General features: G+C 56.0%; 10 protein-coding genes. 5 read left to right on the top strand and 5 right to left on the bottom strand.

What is annotated here, in order from left to right; genetic code table 11:
- Nucleotides 1-103 precede the first annotated feature (103 nt).
- Complete coding sequence (locus tag CPA57_RS05335; RefSeq protein WP_182081859.1) at nt 104-622, top strand: NADH-quinone oxidoreductase subunit B family protein; 519 nt, start codon at nt 104-106, stop codon at nt 620-622.
- Here the strand turns inward: CPA57_RS05335 and CPA57_RS05330 are convergent.
- Nucleotides 538-1,404 carry a CDP-alcohol phosphatidyltransferase family protein gene (locus tag CPA57_RS05330; protein WP_182081858.1) on the bottom strand — a complete coding sequence of 289 codons (867 nt, stop codon included), beginning with the start codon at nt 1,402-1,404 and terminating at the stop codon, nt 538-540. The genes CPA57_RS05335 and CPA57_RS05330 overlap by 85 nt on opposite strands.
- A 10-nt stretch (nt 1,405-1,414) precedes the next feature.
- On the bottom strand, nt 1,415-2,092 hold the full coding sequence (locus CPA57_RS05325) for a phosphatidylserine decarboxylase (RefSeq protein WP_182081857.1): 678 nt from the start codon (nt 2,090-2,092) through the stop codon (nt 1,415-1,417).
- 174 nt (nt 2,093-2,266) lie between these two features.
- On the opposite strand from CPA57_RS05325, the gene gloB reads away from it, so the two are divergent.
- Nucleotides 2,267-2,974, top strand: coding sequence for a hydroxyacylglutathione hydrolase (gloB, locus tag CPA57_RS05320; RefSeq protein WP_195805427.1), 708 nt, complete (start codon nt 2,267-2,269; stop codon nt 2,972-2,974).
- A gap of 8 nt (nt 2,975-2,982) precedes the next feature.
- Here gloB and nadC read toward each other — a convergent pair whose 3' ends face one another.
- From nadC to nadA, 3 genes are read right to left on the bottom strand one after another with little or no spacing between them, the layout of a single operon-like run.
- The gene (nadC, locus tag CPA57_RS05315; protein ID WP_182081856.1) at nt 2,983-3,852 is read right to left on the bottom strand and encodes a carboxylating nicotinate-nucleotide diphosphorylase; all 870 of its coding nucleotides are present in this window, start codon (nt 3,850-3,852) and stop codon (nt 2,983-2,985) included.
- Nucleotides 3,853-3,889: 37 nt separating this feature from the next.
- Nucleotides 3,890-5,353: an L-aspartate oxidase gene (locus CPA57_RS05310; protein ID WP_182081855.1), complete on the bottom strand. Its 1,464-nt coding sequence runs from the start codon at nt 5,351-5,353 to the stop codon at nt 3,890-3,892.
- A gap of 11 nt (nt 5,354-5,364) precedes the next feature.
- Entirely contained in the window at nt 5,365-6,351 is a 987-nt protein-coding gene (nadA, locus tag CPA57_RS05305) for a quinolinate synthase NadA (protein ID WP_182082081.1), read from the bottom strand.
- A gap of 308 nt (nt 6,352-6,659) precedes the next feature.
- Here nadA and CPA57_RS05300 point away from each other — a divergent pair, with 308 nt between their 5' ends.
- From CPA57_RS05300 to CPA57_RS05290, 3 genes are all read left to right on the top strand, one after another.
- Nucleotides 6,660-7,265 (top strand): invasion associated locus B family protein, encoded by a 606-nt coding sequence (locus CPA57_RS05300; RefSeq protein ID WP_182081854.1) that lies wholly within the window; start codon nt 6,660-6,662, stop codon nt 7,263-7,265.
- A gap of 62 nt (nt 7,266-7,327) precedes the next feature.
- Nucleotides 7,328-9,127 (top strand): ShlB/FhaC/HecB family hemolysin secretion/activation protein, encoded by a 1,800-nt coding sequence (locus tag CPA57_RS05295; protein WP_229709286.1) that lies wholly within the window; start codon nt 7,328-7,330, stop codon nt 9,125-9,127.
- 17 nt (nt 9,128-9,144) lie between these two features.
- On the top strand, nt 9,145-18,274 hold a 9,130-nt coding region (locus CPA57_RS05290), incomplete at its 3' end, for a two-partner secretion domain-containing protein (RefSeq protein ID WP_182081853.1).

Here is an 18,274-nt window from a genome sequence, read left to right as displayed (position 1 = left end):
GGCAACGGTACTTCACTCTGGGGTGGGACGCTATATAGTGCCCGGCATGGAACCTCTGATGCGGGTTCTTGTCAGTCTTTTGTTTTTGTGAGGATCACTTGTCATGCAACCAGCCCCCTTGACCATGATGCTCGCTTTTCTGGACGTGCAGAAATGGCGTCCCCAGCCTATGAGGCGGCAGGGGCGGCGGATACGGCTGTTCTCGCTGGAGACAGGAAGTTGCGAGGGGTGTGCGATGGAGCTGCTGTCTCTGGGGAGCAGTGCTTATCCGCTGGAGGGGAGTGGCTTTCAGTCCGTTCGGCATCCAGAGGATGCAGACTGGCTTCTGGTTACCGGGTCTGTGACACGGTCTTGTGCGGGGGCATTGGCTAGTGCGTGGGAGGCCATGCCCGCTGGCCGCAGCCTTGTAGCAGTGGGAGACTGCGCCCATGATGGCGGTATGTGGAAGAATACATATGCCACGCTGGGCGGTCTTCATGCGCTCAGCCGGGTATATGGTTCTATCCCCGGCTGTCCACCATCCCCGGCTGCTATTCTTCAGGCGTTGGTCGAGCTAGCAGAGGGGGGTCTGTCTTCTACCAGTTCCCAAGCTTCTTCAGCCTCACGGCGTAGCCGCCAGTAAGACCGGCGGGATAGTGGGATCATGACGAGGTAGAGAACACCGGCCGCAGCCAGCGCGCCCCAAGGCTCTGCTACCAGAATGGCAGCATAGGCACCGACACCAACCAGCATAGGCAGAATATAGCGTGCTGGTACCTTAAAGTTTTTAAAGGACCAGATCGGCAAGGTAGAGACCAGCAGCAAAGCGGTGACGATCAGGCAGCTAGCGGACAACCAAGGGGAGTGAGCAAAATGCTCGAGCCCTGTCAGGTTGTTGCGCTTGGCTTCCAGCCCCAGAAAGACCGGGAAAAGCGCAAGCCCAGCCCCTGCCGGTGCAGGTACGCCAGAGAAGAAATTAGCAGCGTATTCCGGCGTCGTATCATCATCCAATGCGGAGTTGAAGCGAGCCAGCCGTAGAGCCATGCAGACCGTAAAGAGAATGAAAGGGATGAAGGACAAACGCTGTGTAGCGGGCAAAGCCCACAGCATAAGGATAAAGGGAGGCACAACACCGAAGCAGACAAAGTCCGAAAGACTATCAAATTCAGCCCCGAAGCGGGATGTCCCCTTCAGTAGTCGAGCGATACGTCCGTCCAGCCCATCCATGCAGGCGGAGATCAGCAGAGCCCCGGCGGCGTGAGTAAAATGGCCTGTCATGGAAAATTTGATGGCACTCAGCCCTGCGCACAGGCCAAGCATTGTTAGAATATTGGGGACAAGCCGGTTGAAGGACAGCCCACGGACCCTGCGCCGCTTGCGCCGGTATCTATGTATCATGGTCGTTTTAGAAGATGGCTTCTGCATGTACGGATCCTCAGAGCTTCGCTATGACCGTCTCGCCTCCGATCATGGTCTGGCCTTCCAGAACGTCGGGGGTGACGCCCGGTGGCAGATAGATATCCGTGCGGGAACCAAAGCGGATGAGGCCGAAAAGCTCCCCAGCTTGGACGTGCTCACCCTCCTGCACATCGCAGAGAATGCGACGGGCGACAAGCCCGGCGATCTGCACAACAGCAACCTGACGGCCATCCTTGAGGGTTACACGAAGTTCGTTGCGCTCGTTATGCTCGGAAGCTTTGTCCAAACTGGCATTAAGGAACTTGCCTGCATGGTAGGCAATTTTGGTGATTGTCCCGCTCACGGGCATACGGTTTACATGCACATCCAGCACGGAGAGGAAGGTCGAAACCCGCCAAACTGGCTCATTGCCCATCTCCAACGCTGGCGGCGGCGGGACCATGGAGATACCCGTTACACGGCCATCTGCACTGGAGAGAACAAGGTTGTCACCCTGTGGGGAGGTCCGCTTTGGGTTGCGGAAGAAGTAAAGGCAGAAGCCGGTGAAGGCAAAACCTGCCGTACCCAGCGCCCGTGTCAGCCGCCACGGCGTGGCCCGCCCGAAAACACCAGTCAGCAGGCCGATGCCGAGGAAGGGAGTTGCTGCACGATGCGGCGGAGCAAGGACGAGTTTGAAAGATTTGATCAGTGACATGGGATTACTCATACGTCACCTACCGGATGGGTCAAGTATTTCGTTGAGGGGATAGTTACAGGATGATGGCGGCGGGCCTCGTGGTTGCAGGGGTGAGCAGTACGTCCCATCTTGGGGGTCTGGCTCTTGTTATCCTGCCTTCTTGCGGGATAACCCTGCGTGAAGAGAGGTTTCATGAGTGTGGAAATAAAGCCCGTTCTGGCGTTTCAGGATAATTACATCTGGTTTGTTCGTAGGAATGGTGGCCCGTGGGTGGTTATTGATCCCGGTGAGGCTGGACCGGCGGAGGCAGCTCTGGGGGACGAGGCTCCGGCGGCTATTTTGTTGACGCACCATCATGGTGACCATGTCGGCGGTGTCGCTGCCTTGAAGCAGCGTTATGATGTGCCTGTTTATGGGCCGTCTGATGTGGCGGGAGTCGATCACCCGTTAAAGGGTGGTGATGAGGTTTCTCTTGCGGGGCTGACATTTCGTGTCCTAGCCACGCCAGGCCATACGCTGGACCATCTCTGCTATGCGCTGGATGGGCAGACGCCTGCCTTGTTCAGCGGTGATACGTTGTTCAGCGGTGGGAGTGGTCGTTTATTCGAGGGCAGTGCGGAACAGCTTTTTGCGAGCTTCCGTCAGTTTGATGATTTGCTGGACAAGACCCTGCTTTGCCCCGGCCATGAATACACACAGGGGAACCTGAAATTCATCGCTTCACTGGGGAGGAAGACACCAGCCCTTGAGGCCCGCATGGCAGAGGTGGCGGCACTGAGGGAGGAGGGGCAGCCTTCCGTACCTGTTCCGCTGGGTGTGGAGCGGCAGACCAATCCTTTCCTGATGGCTAAGACGCCGGAAGAACTGGCCCGTCTGCGGAAGCAGAAAGACCAGTTCTAACCCGTTGTTTAGGCGGTACGGATATCCAGCCCGATATCCAGAGCTTTCACGCTATGGGTCAGCCAGCCGAGTGAGAGGATATCCACGCCACTTTCCGCAATGCTGCGGGCGGTGGCGGGGGTGATGCCGCCCGAGGCCTCGGCAATGGCACGGCCTTCAATCATGTTTACAGCTTCCCGCAGCATGGCCGGTGTCATGTTGTCCAGCAGGTAGGCATCTGGTCCATCAGGGCATTGCAGGGCCTCGGCAAGCTGGGTGAGTGAGTCTACCTCCAGTTCGATTTTCATGAGGTGTCCGGCCCGCTGGCGGGCAGCAGCCAGAGCAGCGGGGATGTTGCTGCCAAACAGGGCCAGATGATTGTCCTTGAGCATGATGGCATCATCCAGCCTGTGGCGGTGATTGCTGCCACCACCGGCTCGGACGGCATATTTCTGCAGGGCCCGCAGGCCCGGGAGTGTCTTGCGGGTGCAGCAGATGCTTACCCCCGTGCCTTCTACAGAGTCCACGATCTGGCCCGTTGTGGTGGCGATCCCGCTAAGGTGGGATAGCAGATTGAGGGCCACACGCTCCCCACCAAGAACGGCACTGGCTGGGCCTTCCACTTCGGCCAGAATATCCCCACGGGTGATGCCGTCACCATCCTGCTTGAAGGCTGTAAAGCGTGTGCTGCCATCCAGCAGGGTGAAGGCCAGACGGGCACCGGGCAGCCCGGCTAGTCGTCCATCCTGTCGGGCGACGAAGGAAGCCCTCAATATGGGTTTGCCTTGCATGAGTGCTTGCGTGGTGACGTCCCCACCCGTGCCGAAATCCTCCCGCAGGGCGTTGGTGATGACTGGTTCCCAGAGTAGGTCGGGCAGGAAAAGCGTATCGAGGGCCATGATGATAATGTCCTGAAAAATGGAGGGCAGGAGGGGGTTACAGGGGCAGGTCGTTGATGTGCAGGTCGAGATGACGGGGTGGTTGCAGGCCGGGTGTATCTTCCCGCCAGTGTGCGCCCCTCTGTTCCGGGCGATGCAGAGCGGCCCAGCCGATGAAGGAGGCTGTTAGAGCACAGAGATTCTGGCGGGCCAGAGGCAGGGTACGGCCTAAGAACTCTTCCAATCCCTTACGGGTACGGAGAATGCCAAGATGCTGCTGCATTTCAGCCCGGAAAGGCCAGTCCGTCGTGAAGGTGGGGCGTTCTGGTGCCGTGGTGATGAGCGAGCGGGCTGTATCCTGATGGGCGTTGACATCCTGCCCCGCCCATTGTCCGCAGACCAGAGCCTCCAGCAGGGAATTACTGGCGAGCCTGTTGGCCCCATGCAGGCCAGTGCAGGCGACTTCTCCGCAGGCCCATAGCCCCTTGAGGGTGGTACGGCCTGTCTGGTCCACTTTCAGCCCGCCCATATGGTAGTGCATGGCGGGTTGAACGGGCAGAAGCTGAGTATCCGGATTAAGACCGGCCTTTCGGCAGGCTTGCGTGATGCCGGGGAAGCGTGTGCTGAAAGGTTCGCCCGGTAGGGAGCGGCCATCTAGAAAGACGGTGCGGCCCGCCCGTAGCTGGGCAGCAATGGCCCGGCTGACGACATCACGGGGGGCAAGTTCTTCCGTGAAGCGTTGGCCATCATCTAGCCGTAGCACGGCCCCGGCCCCTCGCACGGCTTCACTGATGAGTGAGAGGCGGCTGGTTTGGTCCGGCGTGACGAGAGCTGTGGGATGGAACTGCGTGAACTCCATGTCCCGTACTGTGGCTCCTGCCTGCGCTGCCAGAGCGAGCGTCATGCCCCGGTTGGCGAGCGGGCTGGTGGTGTGTTGATACAGCCCGCCACAACCTCCACTGGCCAGAATGCAGTGTCGTGTGGGGATGAACCCGGCAGATGACCATAGGCCCTGCATTGTCCCATCAGGGGCATGGAACCCTTCCAGCGTGGCTTGTAGCCAGTGGATATTCTTCTTTTTTTGAGCCTGTTGAAGAATATGCTGCAGAATGACCTGCCCGCTTCGGTCGCCACCGGCAAAGATAATTCGGTTATGGCTGTGGGCGGCTTCCAGATGGAGGGCAAGCCGGCCGTTTTCATCACGGGCTAAAGGGACGCCGAGCCGTAGAAGGGTTTCGACAGCCTGAGGTCCCGCCTCGGTGATACGTTGTACGATGGCGGGGTCGCATAACCCGGCCCCAGCCTTGAGCGTATCTTCGGCATGGCTAGCGGGGCTGTCATCAAGGCCGACAGCCGCAGCCATACCCCCTTGGGCGAGGGTGCTGGATGTCCCTTCTCCTGTGAAGGAAGGAGCAAGCAGTACGCAGGGGCCGTCCAGCTCCAGAGCCGCCATAAGCCCGGCCAGCCCGGCCCCAACGATGACGGGCCAGCCCGCATAGCGGGAAAGGATATGTCCCTGCATGGGACGGTCCTTCACTTAATGGCCAGCATCCGCTCGACAGAGCGGCGGGCCGGTTCCTGAAGTTCAGCCGGGATGGTGACTTCCGTGCTCATGGTTTCCAGAGCCTGACGGATGTTCTTCAGGGTGATGCGCTTCATATGCGGGCAGAGATTGCAGGGGCGGATGAAGTCAACCTTGGGATGCATGACGGCGAGATTGTCGCTCATGGAACATTCCGTGATGAGCATGACCTTTTCGGGCTTATGCTCGGCGATATAGTCCATCATGCTGGCTGTGGACCCGGCATGGTCGGCTTCTGCCACGACATCGGGTGAGCATTCTGGATGAGCAATGATATGCAGCGGGCCATGCATACGCCGATACTGGCGGATTTCCTGCGGCGTGAACCGTTCATGAACTTCGCAGCGGGCCGACCATGTATGCATTTTGATGCCTGTTTCCCGTTCGATGTTCCGGGCAAGGAATTCATCGGGGATCATGATGACTTCTGGTACGCCGAGGCTTTCCACGACACGGCGGGCATTGCCAGAGGTGCAGCAGACATCCGTTTCGGCCTTTACGGCCGCAGAGCTGTTCACATAGGTGACAACTGGCACACCGGGGTGGCGTTCCCGCAGGGTACGGACATTCTCTGCCGTAATGCCTTCAGCCAGAGAGCAGCCAGCCAGAGCGTCGGGGATGAGAACGGTTTTGGTGGGGTTCAGCAGTTTGACTGTCTCGGCCATGAAATGGACGCCCGCCATGATAATGACATCCTGCTCCAGATTTTGGGCTTCACGGGCGAGAGCAAGACTGTCCCCTCGGATGTCGGACACGCAATGGAAGATTTCCGGTGTCTGATAGTTATGGGCAAGGATGACAGCGTTATGTTTGCGCTTCAGCTCAAGAATGGCCTCGATGTCATCTGCAAAAAGCCGCTCCCAGTCCTGCCGGGCCATAAGAGAGGCCACGGGGCTGTATAATGCCGCACGGGACGGAGAGGTGGCGATGCCCTGCATCATGGAGAGGTCCTTATCAAGGTTTATACTCACTATGAGCATAATATAGGCCCTACTAAGGGGCGTGCCAAGTTGTTTCTGTTCGATCTGGGAGATGGGCTTGATGGTGCAGGTGATTATGCCTGCCTTATTAGGGATGGCTTTATTGAAATAAACAGTTTTGAACAAAAATTGACTTTTGATCGCTGGCTTGTTTGCTGCATGTGGCTTTCGATAACGTTACAAAAACATTTCATAATAATGTCATAGTAGTGTATAAATCGTTTCGATTGGATTCTGTACGGCACGAGAATAGCAGGGAGCGCGCAATGGCTGGTCGGATAATGAAGCAGATGCTGGGTATTGTGGCGTTTTCAGTGTTGACTGTAGCAGGAGCTTCTGTCGTCCGGGCAGCTGATACGGCTCAGACCTCACCAGTTGTCATGTCTGGCACTGCGGGAGAGTGGGGGTATCGTTGCGTATTCCCACCGAACAACCCGACAAAGGGGCCTCAGTTCTGTCTGATGCAGCAGAGTCTCATGATGCAAGGTGAAGGCGGCAAGGCAGAGCCTCTGGGGGCTGTCATAATGGCTCGTGCCACAGAGGATGTGGATAAAGAACCGATTGCGAAGCGTCCGTGGCGTGTAACGGCAATGGTTCCGCTTGCTCTTTCCCTGAGGACGGATGCCCGTATTGCCGTGGAGGGGCAGAGCCCCATCCGTTTGCAATGGCAGTCCTGCATTTCAACGGGTTGTATGGCGTCGGCTGATATATCTTCCGCTCAGGCAGAGCAGTTCGCCGGGGGGAAAACGGGCCACATTATGGTGGACAAGGTGTCGGCAGGCATCCTGACAATCAATTTTGCGCTTGATGGTGCTGATGCGGCGATGAAGCAGATTGATGGCTGGATACAGCATTCGCCTTTTCGGCACTGATTAAATCTTAAAAGCGGCAGGTCAATCATGGACTGGTCTTGCGACCTTTCTGGCGTGCTCTGATGCCAGAACTCATCGGGAGTATGCGGGCGGCTGTCCGTATGGTCGTGGCATGGTGTCTTGGTCTGACACTGGCCATGGGTGCAGCCTGTGTGGGGAGAGCGCAGGCTGCGCCCTCTCTGGCCTCTGCACCGCCGATTATTCCGGGGCTGGGTGCCGGGCCGGGGTCTTCGCAGGACCAGTTCCAGCGGTTCCGCCAGCATCAGCAGCAGCTGGACTCTCTCCCGCCTCCCTCTGCCAATGTAAAGGTTGCTCCTGAACAGACCCCGCAGGATGCCTCACCAGCCTGCATGTTCATCCGTAAGGTGAGCATCAGTGGGGCGACGCATCTTTCTGCGGGAAAGCTGCGACATATGACCGCAGGGTATGAAGGGCGATGTCTTGGCGTCAGTGACCTGAATGGCCTGATCAACAGGATAAATGAGGCTTACGTCCGCAAAGGCTATATCACGTCCCGGGCCTACCTGCCGGAACAGAAGCTGAGCAGTGGTGAGCTTTCTGTTGTTGTAGTGGAAGGGCGGCTGGGAGGCATAGACATGCAGGGGCGTAGCCGCCGGCTGGTGCCGGACATGGCTTTCCCCGGCCTGAAAGGTTATATCCTTAATCTGCGGGACCTTGAACAGGGCGTGGAGCAGATGAACCGCCTGCCGCATTTCGGTGCGCAGATGAAGATTACGCCCGGCTCGGCAGCCGGTGCCTCCCGTGTGGTCGTGAATGCCCCGGCACAGGGTATTCTGCATGGCCAGTTCTGGGAAGACAATAATGGTCAGAAAGTAACGGGTCGCACAGTAGGACATGCTCTGCTGATGGCAGAGAACCCATTGGGTCTGCTGGACATGTGGTCGGTGGAATATGATCATTCTCTGCGGGGGCCAGATCATGGAGCCAGAGGAACGTCCTTTCTGTCGGCTAATGGGTCCGTGCCTTTTGGCTACTGGACGGCCTTCGGGTCATGGTGGCAGTCGCAGGATGCCTATCCGTTACTGGCCGGGACTGAAATATATCACCTGAATGGTTCACGCACCGACTGGCAGGTCGGCTTCTCCAGGACGCTCTGGCGTAACAGCGTTGGCGTGACGACAGGACAGGTCTCTTTCGAACGGAAGACATTCGGGTCTCAGGTCAATCACACCAGCATTTTCAGCCAGAGCGGGCGTCAGGCCTATGTGAATGCCAGCATCAGTGAATCACTCAAGATACTGGCCAGTAGCTGGTACATTACGGGTGGCGTAAAAATTGGCGTTGATGGGGCCGGTACATGGAACTACTACCCCAACCCCGCCCGGGATGAGCCTCACACGGCCTATGTAAAGCCGACACTGGATATTGACGGATACGTTCCCTTCGCCCCCCGCTGGCTGTGGCATACGACCATGCATGCGGAAATAAGTTCCCATGACCAGAACCCGACAAATGAATTGCAGGTCGGTGGTCCCTATACTGTCCGTGGATTTCTAGATCAGGAGTTCATTGGCAATAATGGTGGCTACATGCGCAATGACGTTTCATGGTCTCCGCCAACGGATACTATGAAATGTGGCGCCTATACTGTGGCGTGCAGGGTTTTTCTAAAAGGTGTACAGATTTACGGGGCACTGGACTTCGGCGTGGTTCGTGCCGGTTTTCTGTCAAGGGCAACGCCAGCCGTTCTGAAGGGTGGAGAAATGGCTGGTGTGGGGCTGGGTATCCGCAAGACGGGGGGGATTCTCTTCTGGGATGTGATCCTTACCCACGCCCTCGCCCGAGGGGCTTTGCCAGCAGAAGGCTTGATTACGTTCTTTAATGCAGGGGTACGGATGTGAGCAGCATGGAACGGTCAATGATGCATCATAATCGCCAGACAGCTTTTTCAGTCGTGCAGAAAGCAGTTAATTTGTTCTGCGCTGTGGTTCTGTTAATGGCATCTACTGTTACACAGGCCGTAGCACAGCAAGCTCCTCCGCAGATTGTGGTTGATAATTCTGTTCATGGTTTGCGTCCTGAGTTGGACAAAACTCAGAATGGTATAGACCAGATCAATATTGTGTCGCCGAATAGGGCGGGGGTGTCTCATAATATGTTTCGAAACTACAATGTTTCGGAACGTGGAATTATCCTAAACAACGCAACACATAACGCGCAGACAAAGATTGGTGGTGCTATATTAGGCAACACTAATTTGCATGGTCGGGCTGCAGAAACGATTCTGAATGAAGTAACAGGCCCACTACCCAGCCGTATTTTGGGTTATACCGAGGTTGCTGGAAAACAGGCCGCTGTCATTATTGCCAATCCAAACGGTTTGACCTGTAATGGATGCGGTTTCATCAATACATCCCGTGTTACTCTGACGACTGGGCATCCTGAGTTGAATGCACAGGGTGGTGTTCAGGCTTTTTCCGTCAGTGGTGGGACGGTCCAGTTTGGCCAGCGGGGTGCAGATTTTGCAACTGTACCTGTGCTGGATATTCTGTCACGCTCCGTCAAGATTGAAGGACCCGTCAGTGCGCAGAAGGCCAATCTTGTTCTGGGTAGAAATCATATCGTTTATGGAACGAATGAAGCTACACCACTAGCGGATGATAAAAGCAAAAAGCCTGAATTGGCATTGGATACAGCTGCCATGGGTGGGCTGTACGCCAACAGTATTTATCTGATTGTTAATGAATCCGGGGCGGGTGTTCGTGTAGATGGCGCTATGGCGGCTAATGCTGGCGACATGCATCTGGATAGTCGAGGTGATCTTGTCCTGAATGGCCATATGCTTGCGCAGGGGCAGGTGAATGTAAGAGCTGACGGAGATATACGAACAGGTAAGCAAGGCTCATTGGAATCAGGGCAAGCCTTGGATGTTGCATCTGGGAAGGCGATTACGAATGCGGGTACCATGTATGCTTACGGCGGTACGGTGCAGTTGTCGGCAGATGGTTCCATTGAGAATACTGGCCATGCCGTAACTAATGTTGGTCCTCTTACGGTTCATTCACAGGGCCATCTGTCGAATAGCGGGGAGATGGGGGCCCAGCAGGGTGCGGTCTCTCTCGATGGGGCTGGCTTCACCAATGATGGTGGCAAGCTGATTGCGGCTTCTGGCTTGTTGGATTTGAAGCTTCATGGCGGGGATATTTCCAATCAGAATGGCCTGATCCAGTCCTCGGATAATCTAACCTTAACGGCGGGGAAGCTGTCCAATCAGGGGGGCAGCCTTCTGAGCAGCAAGGGCGATGTTAGCCTGACGGTAGGGGATTTCCATAATGAAGGGGGTCTGGCACAGGCCCAAGGGCAGCTGACGGCCCAGATAGGCAGCTATGCTTCCAGTGAGGGCTCCAGTCTTGTAGCGGGGCATGATCTGCATCTGACCTCTCCGGGTGTCCTGCAGAATGAAGGTGTTCTGGCGTCTTTTGGCAATTTGAGTCTGAATGCGGCTCAGCTGAGTAGCGGGCCCAAGGCTCAGCTTCAGGGGCAGACTGTTACGGCGCAGCTGGGTGATGGTGGTCTTCAGAATGGCGGGTCACTGATTGGTTTGTCGGGTCTGACCTTGACCAGCACAGGGCATCTGTCGAATAGCGGGGAGATGGGGGCCCAGCAGGGTGCGGTCTCTCTCGATGGGGCTGGCTTCACCAATGATGGTGGCAAGCTGATTGCGGCTTCTGGCTTGTTGGATTTGAAGCTTCATGGCGGGGATATTTCCAATCAGAATGGCCTGATCCAGTCCTCGGATAATCTAACCTTAACGGCGGGGAAGCTGTCCAATCAGGGGGGCAGCCTTCTGAGCAGCAAGGGCGATGTTAGCCTGACGGTAGGGGATTTCCATAATGAAGGGGGTCTGGCACAGGCCCAAGGGCAGCTGACGGCCCAGATAGGCAGCTATGCTTCCAGTGGCGCGTCAGTACTGAGCAGTCGGGAATACCTTAATGTTCAGGCTTGGGGAGATATACGCAATGCTGGCCTGATGGGAGGTGGTGCAGGTGCGCATATACAGGCTGCATCTTTGGAAAATGAAGCACAGGCTATACTCGTTGGACTGGGTGCTCCTTTGGAGATTAGGGTCACAGGGCAGGGTGGTTTACGGAATACAGGGACGATACAGACGCAGCATCTGCCGGGACAGGGTTCGGGTGCATATCTGAATATTGTAGCGCCTGTTCTGGTGAATGCCGGAACGGTCACATCGACAGATGATCTGACTGTCACTGCAGGTAGGGTGGCAAATCAGGGTGGAACCCTACAAGCTGTGAAGGGAATGACCTTCAATAGTGTGGGAGAGTTCTACAATACTAAAGGTATCGTTCTGAACAGTCAGGGCGACCTGATCCTGAATGCCAATATTGTGCGGAATGAGTCCGGGAACATAGAGTCTGCTGGTGATCTTCAGGGGGCTCTTGGCCAGTACAGCTCTGATGCGGTGTCTCGGCTAGTGGCTCAGAAAGTGATGTCCCTGTCTGTGTCAGACGGGCTGGAGAATAATGGTCTGCTGGGTAGTGGCACGGGGCTGACTGTGGGGGCTGCGTCCATCCAGAATGGAGTGCAGGGTCATATTCTGTCGAATCAAGGTGATATAGCCCTGACAGCGACCCAGGGGTCGATCAGGAATCAGGGGGTCATAGAAGAAAGAAATCCTGCCGGACAGCTGGCTCTGTCGGCTGCATCTCTGAATAACGGAGGGACGCTGCTGTCGGCAGGAATTATTGCTCTGAAGAATGTGCAGGATGTGGTGAATTCAAGCACGATTTACGGTGCAGGAGGACTGGTAGAGCAGATTGCCGAGCAGCTGGATAATAGCAATGGCCTGTTCGTGATCGGTGGTGGTGATGCGCATCTTTCCGTTGCGAGGGTTGTGAATGAATCTGGTGCCATTCAGGCAACAGGGGGCAGGCTGATTCTTCAGGCAGGGCAGGTTGATAACAGGAGTGGACAGATTGCTGCCGAAGCAGATGTACAGCTGCAGAGTGATCTGCTTTCCAACCAGAACGGGGTAATACAGGCTGGCGGCGATCTGTCTCTTGGCCGCCATGGGGCTCAGGTTTATAACGATCAGGGCATTTTGCAGGCAAGCCGGAATCTCAATGTTATCGCCGCACGTTTGACCAACAGTAGCGGGAAGATTCTGTCTCTTGGTGGTGATCTGACAGTTAATAATGCTACAGATAATTTTAGTCCAAGGCTTGCAGATGGGCAGGTAACTGACCTTGAGAATGCTAGTGGAAGTCTACAGGCCATCGGTTCTGTAGCGTTGGGACTTCTGAATTGGAAGGATGATGCTCGTTCGATTATAACGGCATCAAAACATATTTCACTTTTAAGTGAAACTCCGTTGACGGTGAATGGCCTACTGATGGGAGGGCAGGGTATAAATCTGCAGTCTTCTGGTCTGACTGTTGCTTCTGGTGGACAGATTATTTCCGGTAACGGCTTGCTGGCTCTGGGGCTGGGTGGAAACGGCCTGGATAGTCATGGCATGATTGAAGCGCAGGGGCAGGATGCCCGCCTGACAGTGCAGTCGGAAGGCGATATCGTGAATCATGGGACCTTGCTGTCAACGGGGAGTATGGGGCTGATTGGCCAGAGGCAGCTGGTCAATGGTGGCACGGTGGGTGCACTGGATGGTGATCTGACTATTCAGGTGCAGAGCCTGATGAACCAGGGGAAAATTGCGTCTTCCGGCTGGCTGAACAGTACCTTTGCAGGGGATGTGCATAATGCTGGTCAGATGTATGGCCAGAGGGGCCAGTTCCTGTCTGGGGCTGGTATTGATAACCAGAGGGGTGAAATCAGTTCCCGGGGTGATCTGACCATACAGGGGCAGTCCCTTGCGAATAATGCCGGGCGTATCCTGTCTGATGCCGGGACTGTGACAGCGCAGTTTGCTGATGTTGGCAGCAATCATGGGGGTCTTATACAGGGTCTGGGTAATGTCAGTATTACCGCAGCGTCTTTTGATAACAGCCAGCAGGGGATAGTCCTCAGTAAGCAGAGTGTAGCACAGCTTTCTACGACCCGGCCGTTTAATAATCAGGGTGGAACGGTTCAGGGGGAGCAGGGTGTACAGTTGACAGCTTCGAGCCTTGATAACGGCCGGGGCGGCCTGATCAATGCGGTTTCAGGTGGAGTAAATGTTGCGGTGCCCGGTGGGAATGGTCTGGATGTTGTCCATAATGAGGGCGGCACCATACAGGCCAATGGTGATCTCCACCTTGTCGTGCAGCACCTGAGCAATGCGGACGGAAAAATTCTTCAGCAGTCTGCAACAGGTGTGCTGAGCATTGATGGAGGGGCAGGGAAGCTCGCTGATGTGGTTGCTGGGTCCGTTGGTACGATTCAGACGAAAGGAAGTCTGAGTCTTGCAGTGAATAGCCTGCATGGGCTCGGAGCTCTTATTGCGCCGCAGGATCTGAGTGTGACGACATACACGCCTGATGTTGATGCGTTCTTTCAGGCTGGTCGTGACGCTTTCATAACAATTCTGGGCGACTATCACACTGCAACTGGGGCTGGTGTTTTGGCTGGGCGCAATGCAACAGTGCAAGCAGCTTCCATTAGCAATGATGGAGCCCTGATGGCGAATGGCGGTACCCTGACCGTTCATTCTGACAGGGATATTTATAATACTGGCCTGTTTTATGGTGCAACAGGGTTGGCCATGACCCTGCCCGGTACGCTGACCAATCACAAGGGAGCCATTCTTACGGGGAATGGCAGTATGGTTCTGAGCGGCCTGAATGGTGGGGCCATGGCATCTCTGCTGAACCAGTCAGGCCAGATTACGGCTGTGGGTTCTGAGGGTGATATAAACATCGCCACGAATAAACTGACGAATGATATTGTCGGAGGGGTTACTCAGGTAATTACAAAGGATATCTCTATTTGGAATCAGAATAGAGGAGAGTGGCAGAAGCCGGATAGAGGTGTCAAAGCTTATATTCCTATTCCTGTTGGTTTTTTAAATGAAAAGGGAGAGCAGGGTACAGGGTTTTTGACTATGACCCTGCGTAGTACCCGCGTGAAGAATCATCGTGGGGAAGCGCATGTTCTTGAAGATGAAACACGTACTGTAGCCAATAATGCTACTCCACTTATATCAGCAGGGCGGGACTTGCATCTCGTGACAAGTAGTGGAGTTGTGAATGATGGTGGTCACGTTGCGGCAGGAAGGGATATAGCCCTTTTAGGTGGTACGTTAGATAATGTTGGTTATACCGATAAACGGGTCTTTTTCCTAAAATGTAGTGATCATATGGGATGTGACTGGAAGACGGAGTCAACAAACTTTCCAAGTTTCAGCCATACAGATGGTTACGTCAAAAAAGGTCACAGGTCTGCCCCCTATGAATGGGCGACATTCTACCTACCTGGAATAAGTGGAACCATTATTGCCGGAAGAAATATTGTAGGTAATTTCAGTGGTTATATTAATAGCAAGACTAAAATTATAGGTAATTCGGGTGAGGCCTTCTCAGGAAGGCGACCGGAAGGGCTGAGCGGACAGTCTCAGGCAGGTGATTCTTTTGTAGCTGCGGTTTCTTCTGGAGCTAGAGCGGGTGGCCTGTCTGGATTGCAACCAGATAAGACGCCTCCTGTAATGGTGACCTCATCGCAGGCACAGTCTTTGTCTCTTCCCGGTTTTAGCGGGGCTACGGTAGCGGTTTCGTCCCCCAGTATACCGACTGCAGAGTGGAAACCAACAGATCACTCTTCGTCCAACTCGACATTGATGAGCGGTGTTTTCGTCCCGACGGGCAAAGAAGGTTCCTTGTCAGCAGCATCTGTGCATCAGAGGAATGAAACAGGACAGCTCTCTGGCTCGTCCACATCGCTCATGATAACGAATGGAGTGTTATCGGGTAACGTCTCTGCTTCTACAGAGAAGACAGGACAGTTTGCGAGCCCGTCTACGCCATCTATGGTGCCTGGAGGAGCAGCGTTCACATCAGGGGCTGTCTCGGGGGAGCTGTCGGGCCGAGCCGTGCTTCATGTGCCTGCGGCCAGCCTGCAGGCGGTCATAGCGTCCATCCCGGGTGGTGGGACGCTCTTAGTGCCCAACCCGTCGCCTTCGGTGCATTATCTGCTGGAGACCAACCCACGTTATGCGACGTTTGCGGGGCTTTACGGGTCGGACTATCTGCTGGGGCGGCTGGGCCATTCCATGGGAGATTACCGTTTCCTGGGGGATAGCGGGTTCGATACGCAGTATGTGCAGCAGCAGATTGTCTCTGCCACGGGCCAGACCTTCCTGGGTGGAAGCTATCAGGCAGCTAATGAGCAGATGCAGACACTGCTGGACAATGCGTCCCGGCAGTCTGAGCAGCTGGGGCTGACCTTCGGGCAGGCCCTGACGTCGGATGAGCAGTCCAGGCTGACGGACAACATCGTCTGGTATGTTCCCGTCTCGGTGAATGGACAGACGGTTTTGGTGCCGAAGCTTTATCTGGCTCCCGGCAAGGTGAGGCTGGCCAATGGCGGCGTCATTTCCGCAGGGAATGACCTGTCTCTTCAGGGGGGCAGCATAAGCAACAGCGGAACGATGGCATCCGGCAAGGCCCTGAATCTCGTGGCCACTCAGGGTGATCTCGTGAATGATGGCGGGAGCATTTCGGGTGGCGATGTGACCCTTGCCAGCCTTGCAGGGTCTGTCGTGAATGACAGCCAGCTGAGAACAGACCAGATTGTCGGAGGGACGCAGCAGACACTAGGCCAGCAGGGTACGATCACGGCCAGTGGCAATGCCCGGCTGAGTGCTGCGAAGGACATCCTCTTCAAGGGGGCTTCGCTCAAGGCTGGTGGGGACGCCACCCTTGTGGCCGGACAGAACATCAATCTTGACGCCCTCTCGACACATGGGGCGGGTGGAGTGTCCAGGCGTCACTTCACACAGACGGGCAGCTTTGTCCGTAACATCGGGTCCAGCGTCATGGGTGATGGAACGGTCACTCTGGCGGCTCTGGGAGGTGACATAAATCTTGCCGGGTCTGGCGTCATGGCAGGAAAGGACGCTTTCCTTCAGGCCAAGGGAAATCTGGCCCTGAAGGCCATGACGGATGAGGATCACAGTTACAGCAGGGTCGTCAAGAAGGGGTTCCTGAAGAAAAAGACCATTACCACCAGCAACGACAGCACGACCGAAATAGGCAGTCTTGTCGGTGCAAATGACAACATCCGGATGAGTGCTGGCGGTGATCTGTCCGTGAAAGGCACTGTCAGTGGCGGGCAGGATGTGACGCTGACGTCTGGTGGCTCCCTGAGCATTGATGCCCTGAAAGATACGACGAATTCTTATTACCAGAAGAAGAAAAGTGGCCTGTCATTCCACATAGGGAGCCGGACCTCGGTTGGGTATGGCAAGTCCCGTGAGACTGACACAGGGGATGGGACGAACTGGACTTCCAGCACGGTGAGTGCCAGCAAGGGAGACCTGACCCTGAAGGCTGGGAGTGCGGCCACGATTACCGGGTCCAGCCTGAGTGCCGGACATGATATAGGTATTGATGCGGCCTCGGTTGTGTTCAGGGCGGTGGCACAGAGCCTGAAACAGACGCAGGACAGCATGTCCAGCTATTACGGTGTGAGCGGTGGTCTTACCGGGGATTCCGTGCTTGGGAGCGTGGTGCAGTCTGCTCTTGCGGCGAGCCAGGCCAAGGGCAAGGGCAGCACCGTGTTGCGGACCTTCAATGCCATGCAGGGGGCCTATCAGCTGGGTACGGGGCTGAGTACAGCCGTTGATACTGGTTTCTCGCAATTGTTCAGTCTGCCCAGCAGTACGCAGGATTCCAGTAGTGGGGGAAGTGACGGCAGCAGCAATGGTGGTGGTGGGTCTCTTGTCGGTGTGTCGGTCTCGTTTGACATGTCGAAGACCAAAAGCCACTCCGAACAGGAGCAGAGCACGGTTCTGGGCGGCACAGCCGCAGCGGGCAACCGGCTTTCCATCGTGGCCCGTGGTGATCGTCCGGGGCTGGCGGATGACGGGTCGATCAGTGCCATTGCGGCTCAGCTGGCTGCGAAGGACATCAGTCTTGATGCAAAGAACAATATTGATCTTGAAGCGGGCTGGAACCGTCAGAGTGCCCTGAGCCACACCACGCAGAAGGGTCTTTCGGTTGGTGTTGAAGCGAGTGTGGGCACGAGCGGGGCTGGTATCAGCCTGTCTGCCTCCGGGCAGATGCAGCGGACGAACATGGAGAGCCATCAGGCGACAGCGGCTGATACGGTCCTGAATGCGACCAATAGCGTCAGCCTGACGTCTGGCGGCAAGACTACGTTGAAGGGGGCGGAGGTCAATGCGCACCGGATTGATGTAAAGGCGGCGGAGCTTGAGATCACCAGCCCGCAGAACACGTCAGATTATCGCAGTACTTTCATGCAGGCGACGGCTGGGGTGAAGATACCGCTTTATGGTGCATCCACAGGCAGTGTCTCTGCGAGCTATCAGAACCAGAAGACAACGGATCATTTTGCGTCGACGGGGAAGGTGCTTTCCGGCCTGTATGCGGGTGATCAGGGCATTGGTATTGACGTTGCGGGCAATACGAACCTGACAGCAGGGGTGATCTCCAGCACGGCGTCCCGGGAGAAGAACCACTTCAATACGGGCAGTCTGGAAGCCCACAGCCTTGAGAACAGTTCTGCATGGAAGAGCCGGAGTGTGGGCTTCCAAGCGGGTGCCGGGAGCGGCATGATCACCGGTTCTCTGTCGCAGACGCTTGTAGGTATCGGCAAGGGGATGGCGGCGAACTCTGCGGGTCTTCTTGGTGGTGGGCGTTCGCATGATGAGAGCAGTGAAAGCCAGTCCGCTATCAGTGACACCATCACGGTCAATGCGGGGCGTGTCACGGGGGCATACAGTCGCGATGTGGACCATGCCAATGGTGCGCTGACGAACAGGTTTGATGCGCAGAAACTCCAGAATCAGATACAGGCCAGCCAGCTCGGCACGCAGATCGTCGGTGAGGTGATGGGGCGTGTTTCGGACGAGCTCT

Source organism: Bombella favorum (assembly GCF_014048475.1).
Taxonomy (GTDB): domain Bacteria; phylum Pseudomonadota; class Alphaproteobacteria; order Acetobacterales; family Acetobacteraceae; genus Bombella; species Bombella favorum.
The sequence above is the reverse complement of the archived record's forward strand: the minus strand, read 5'-3'. Positions and strand labels throughout refer to the sequence as shown.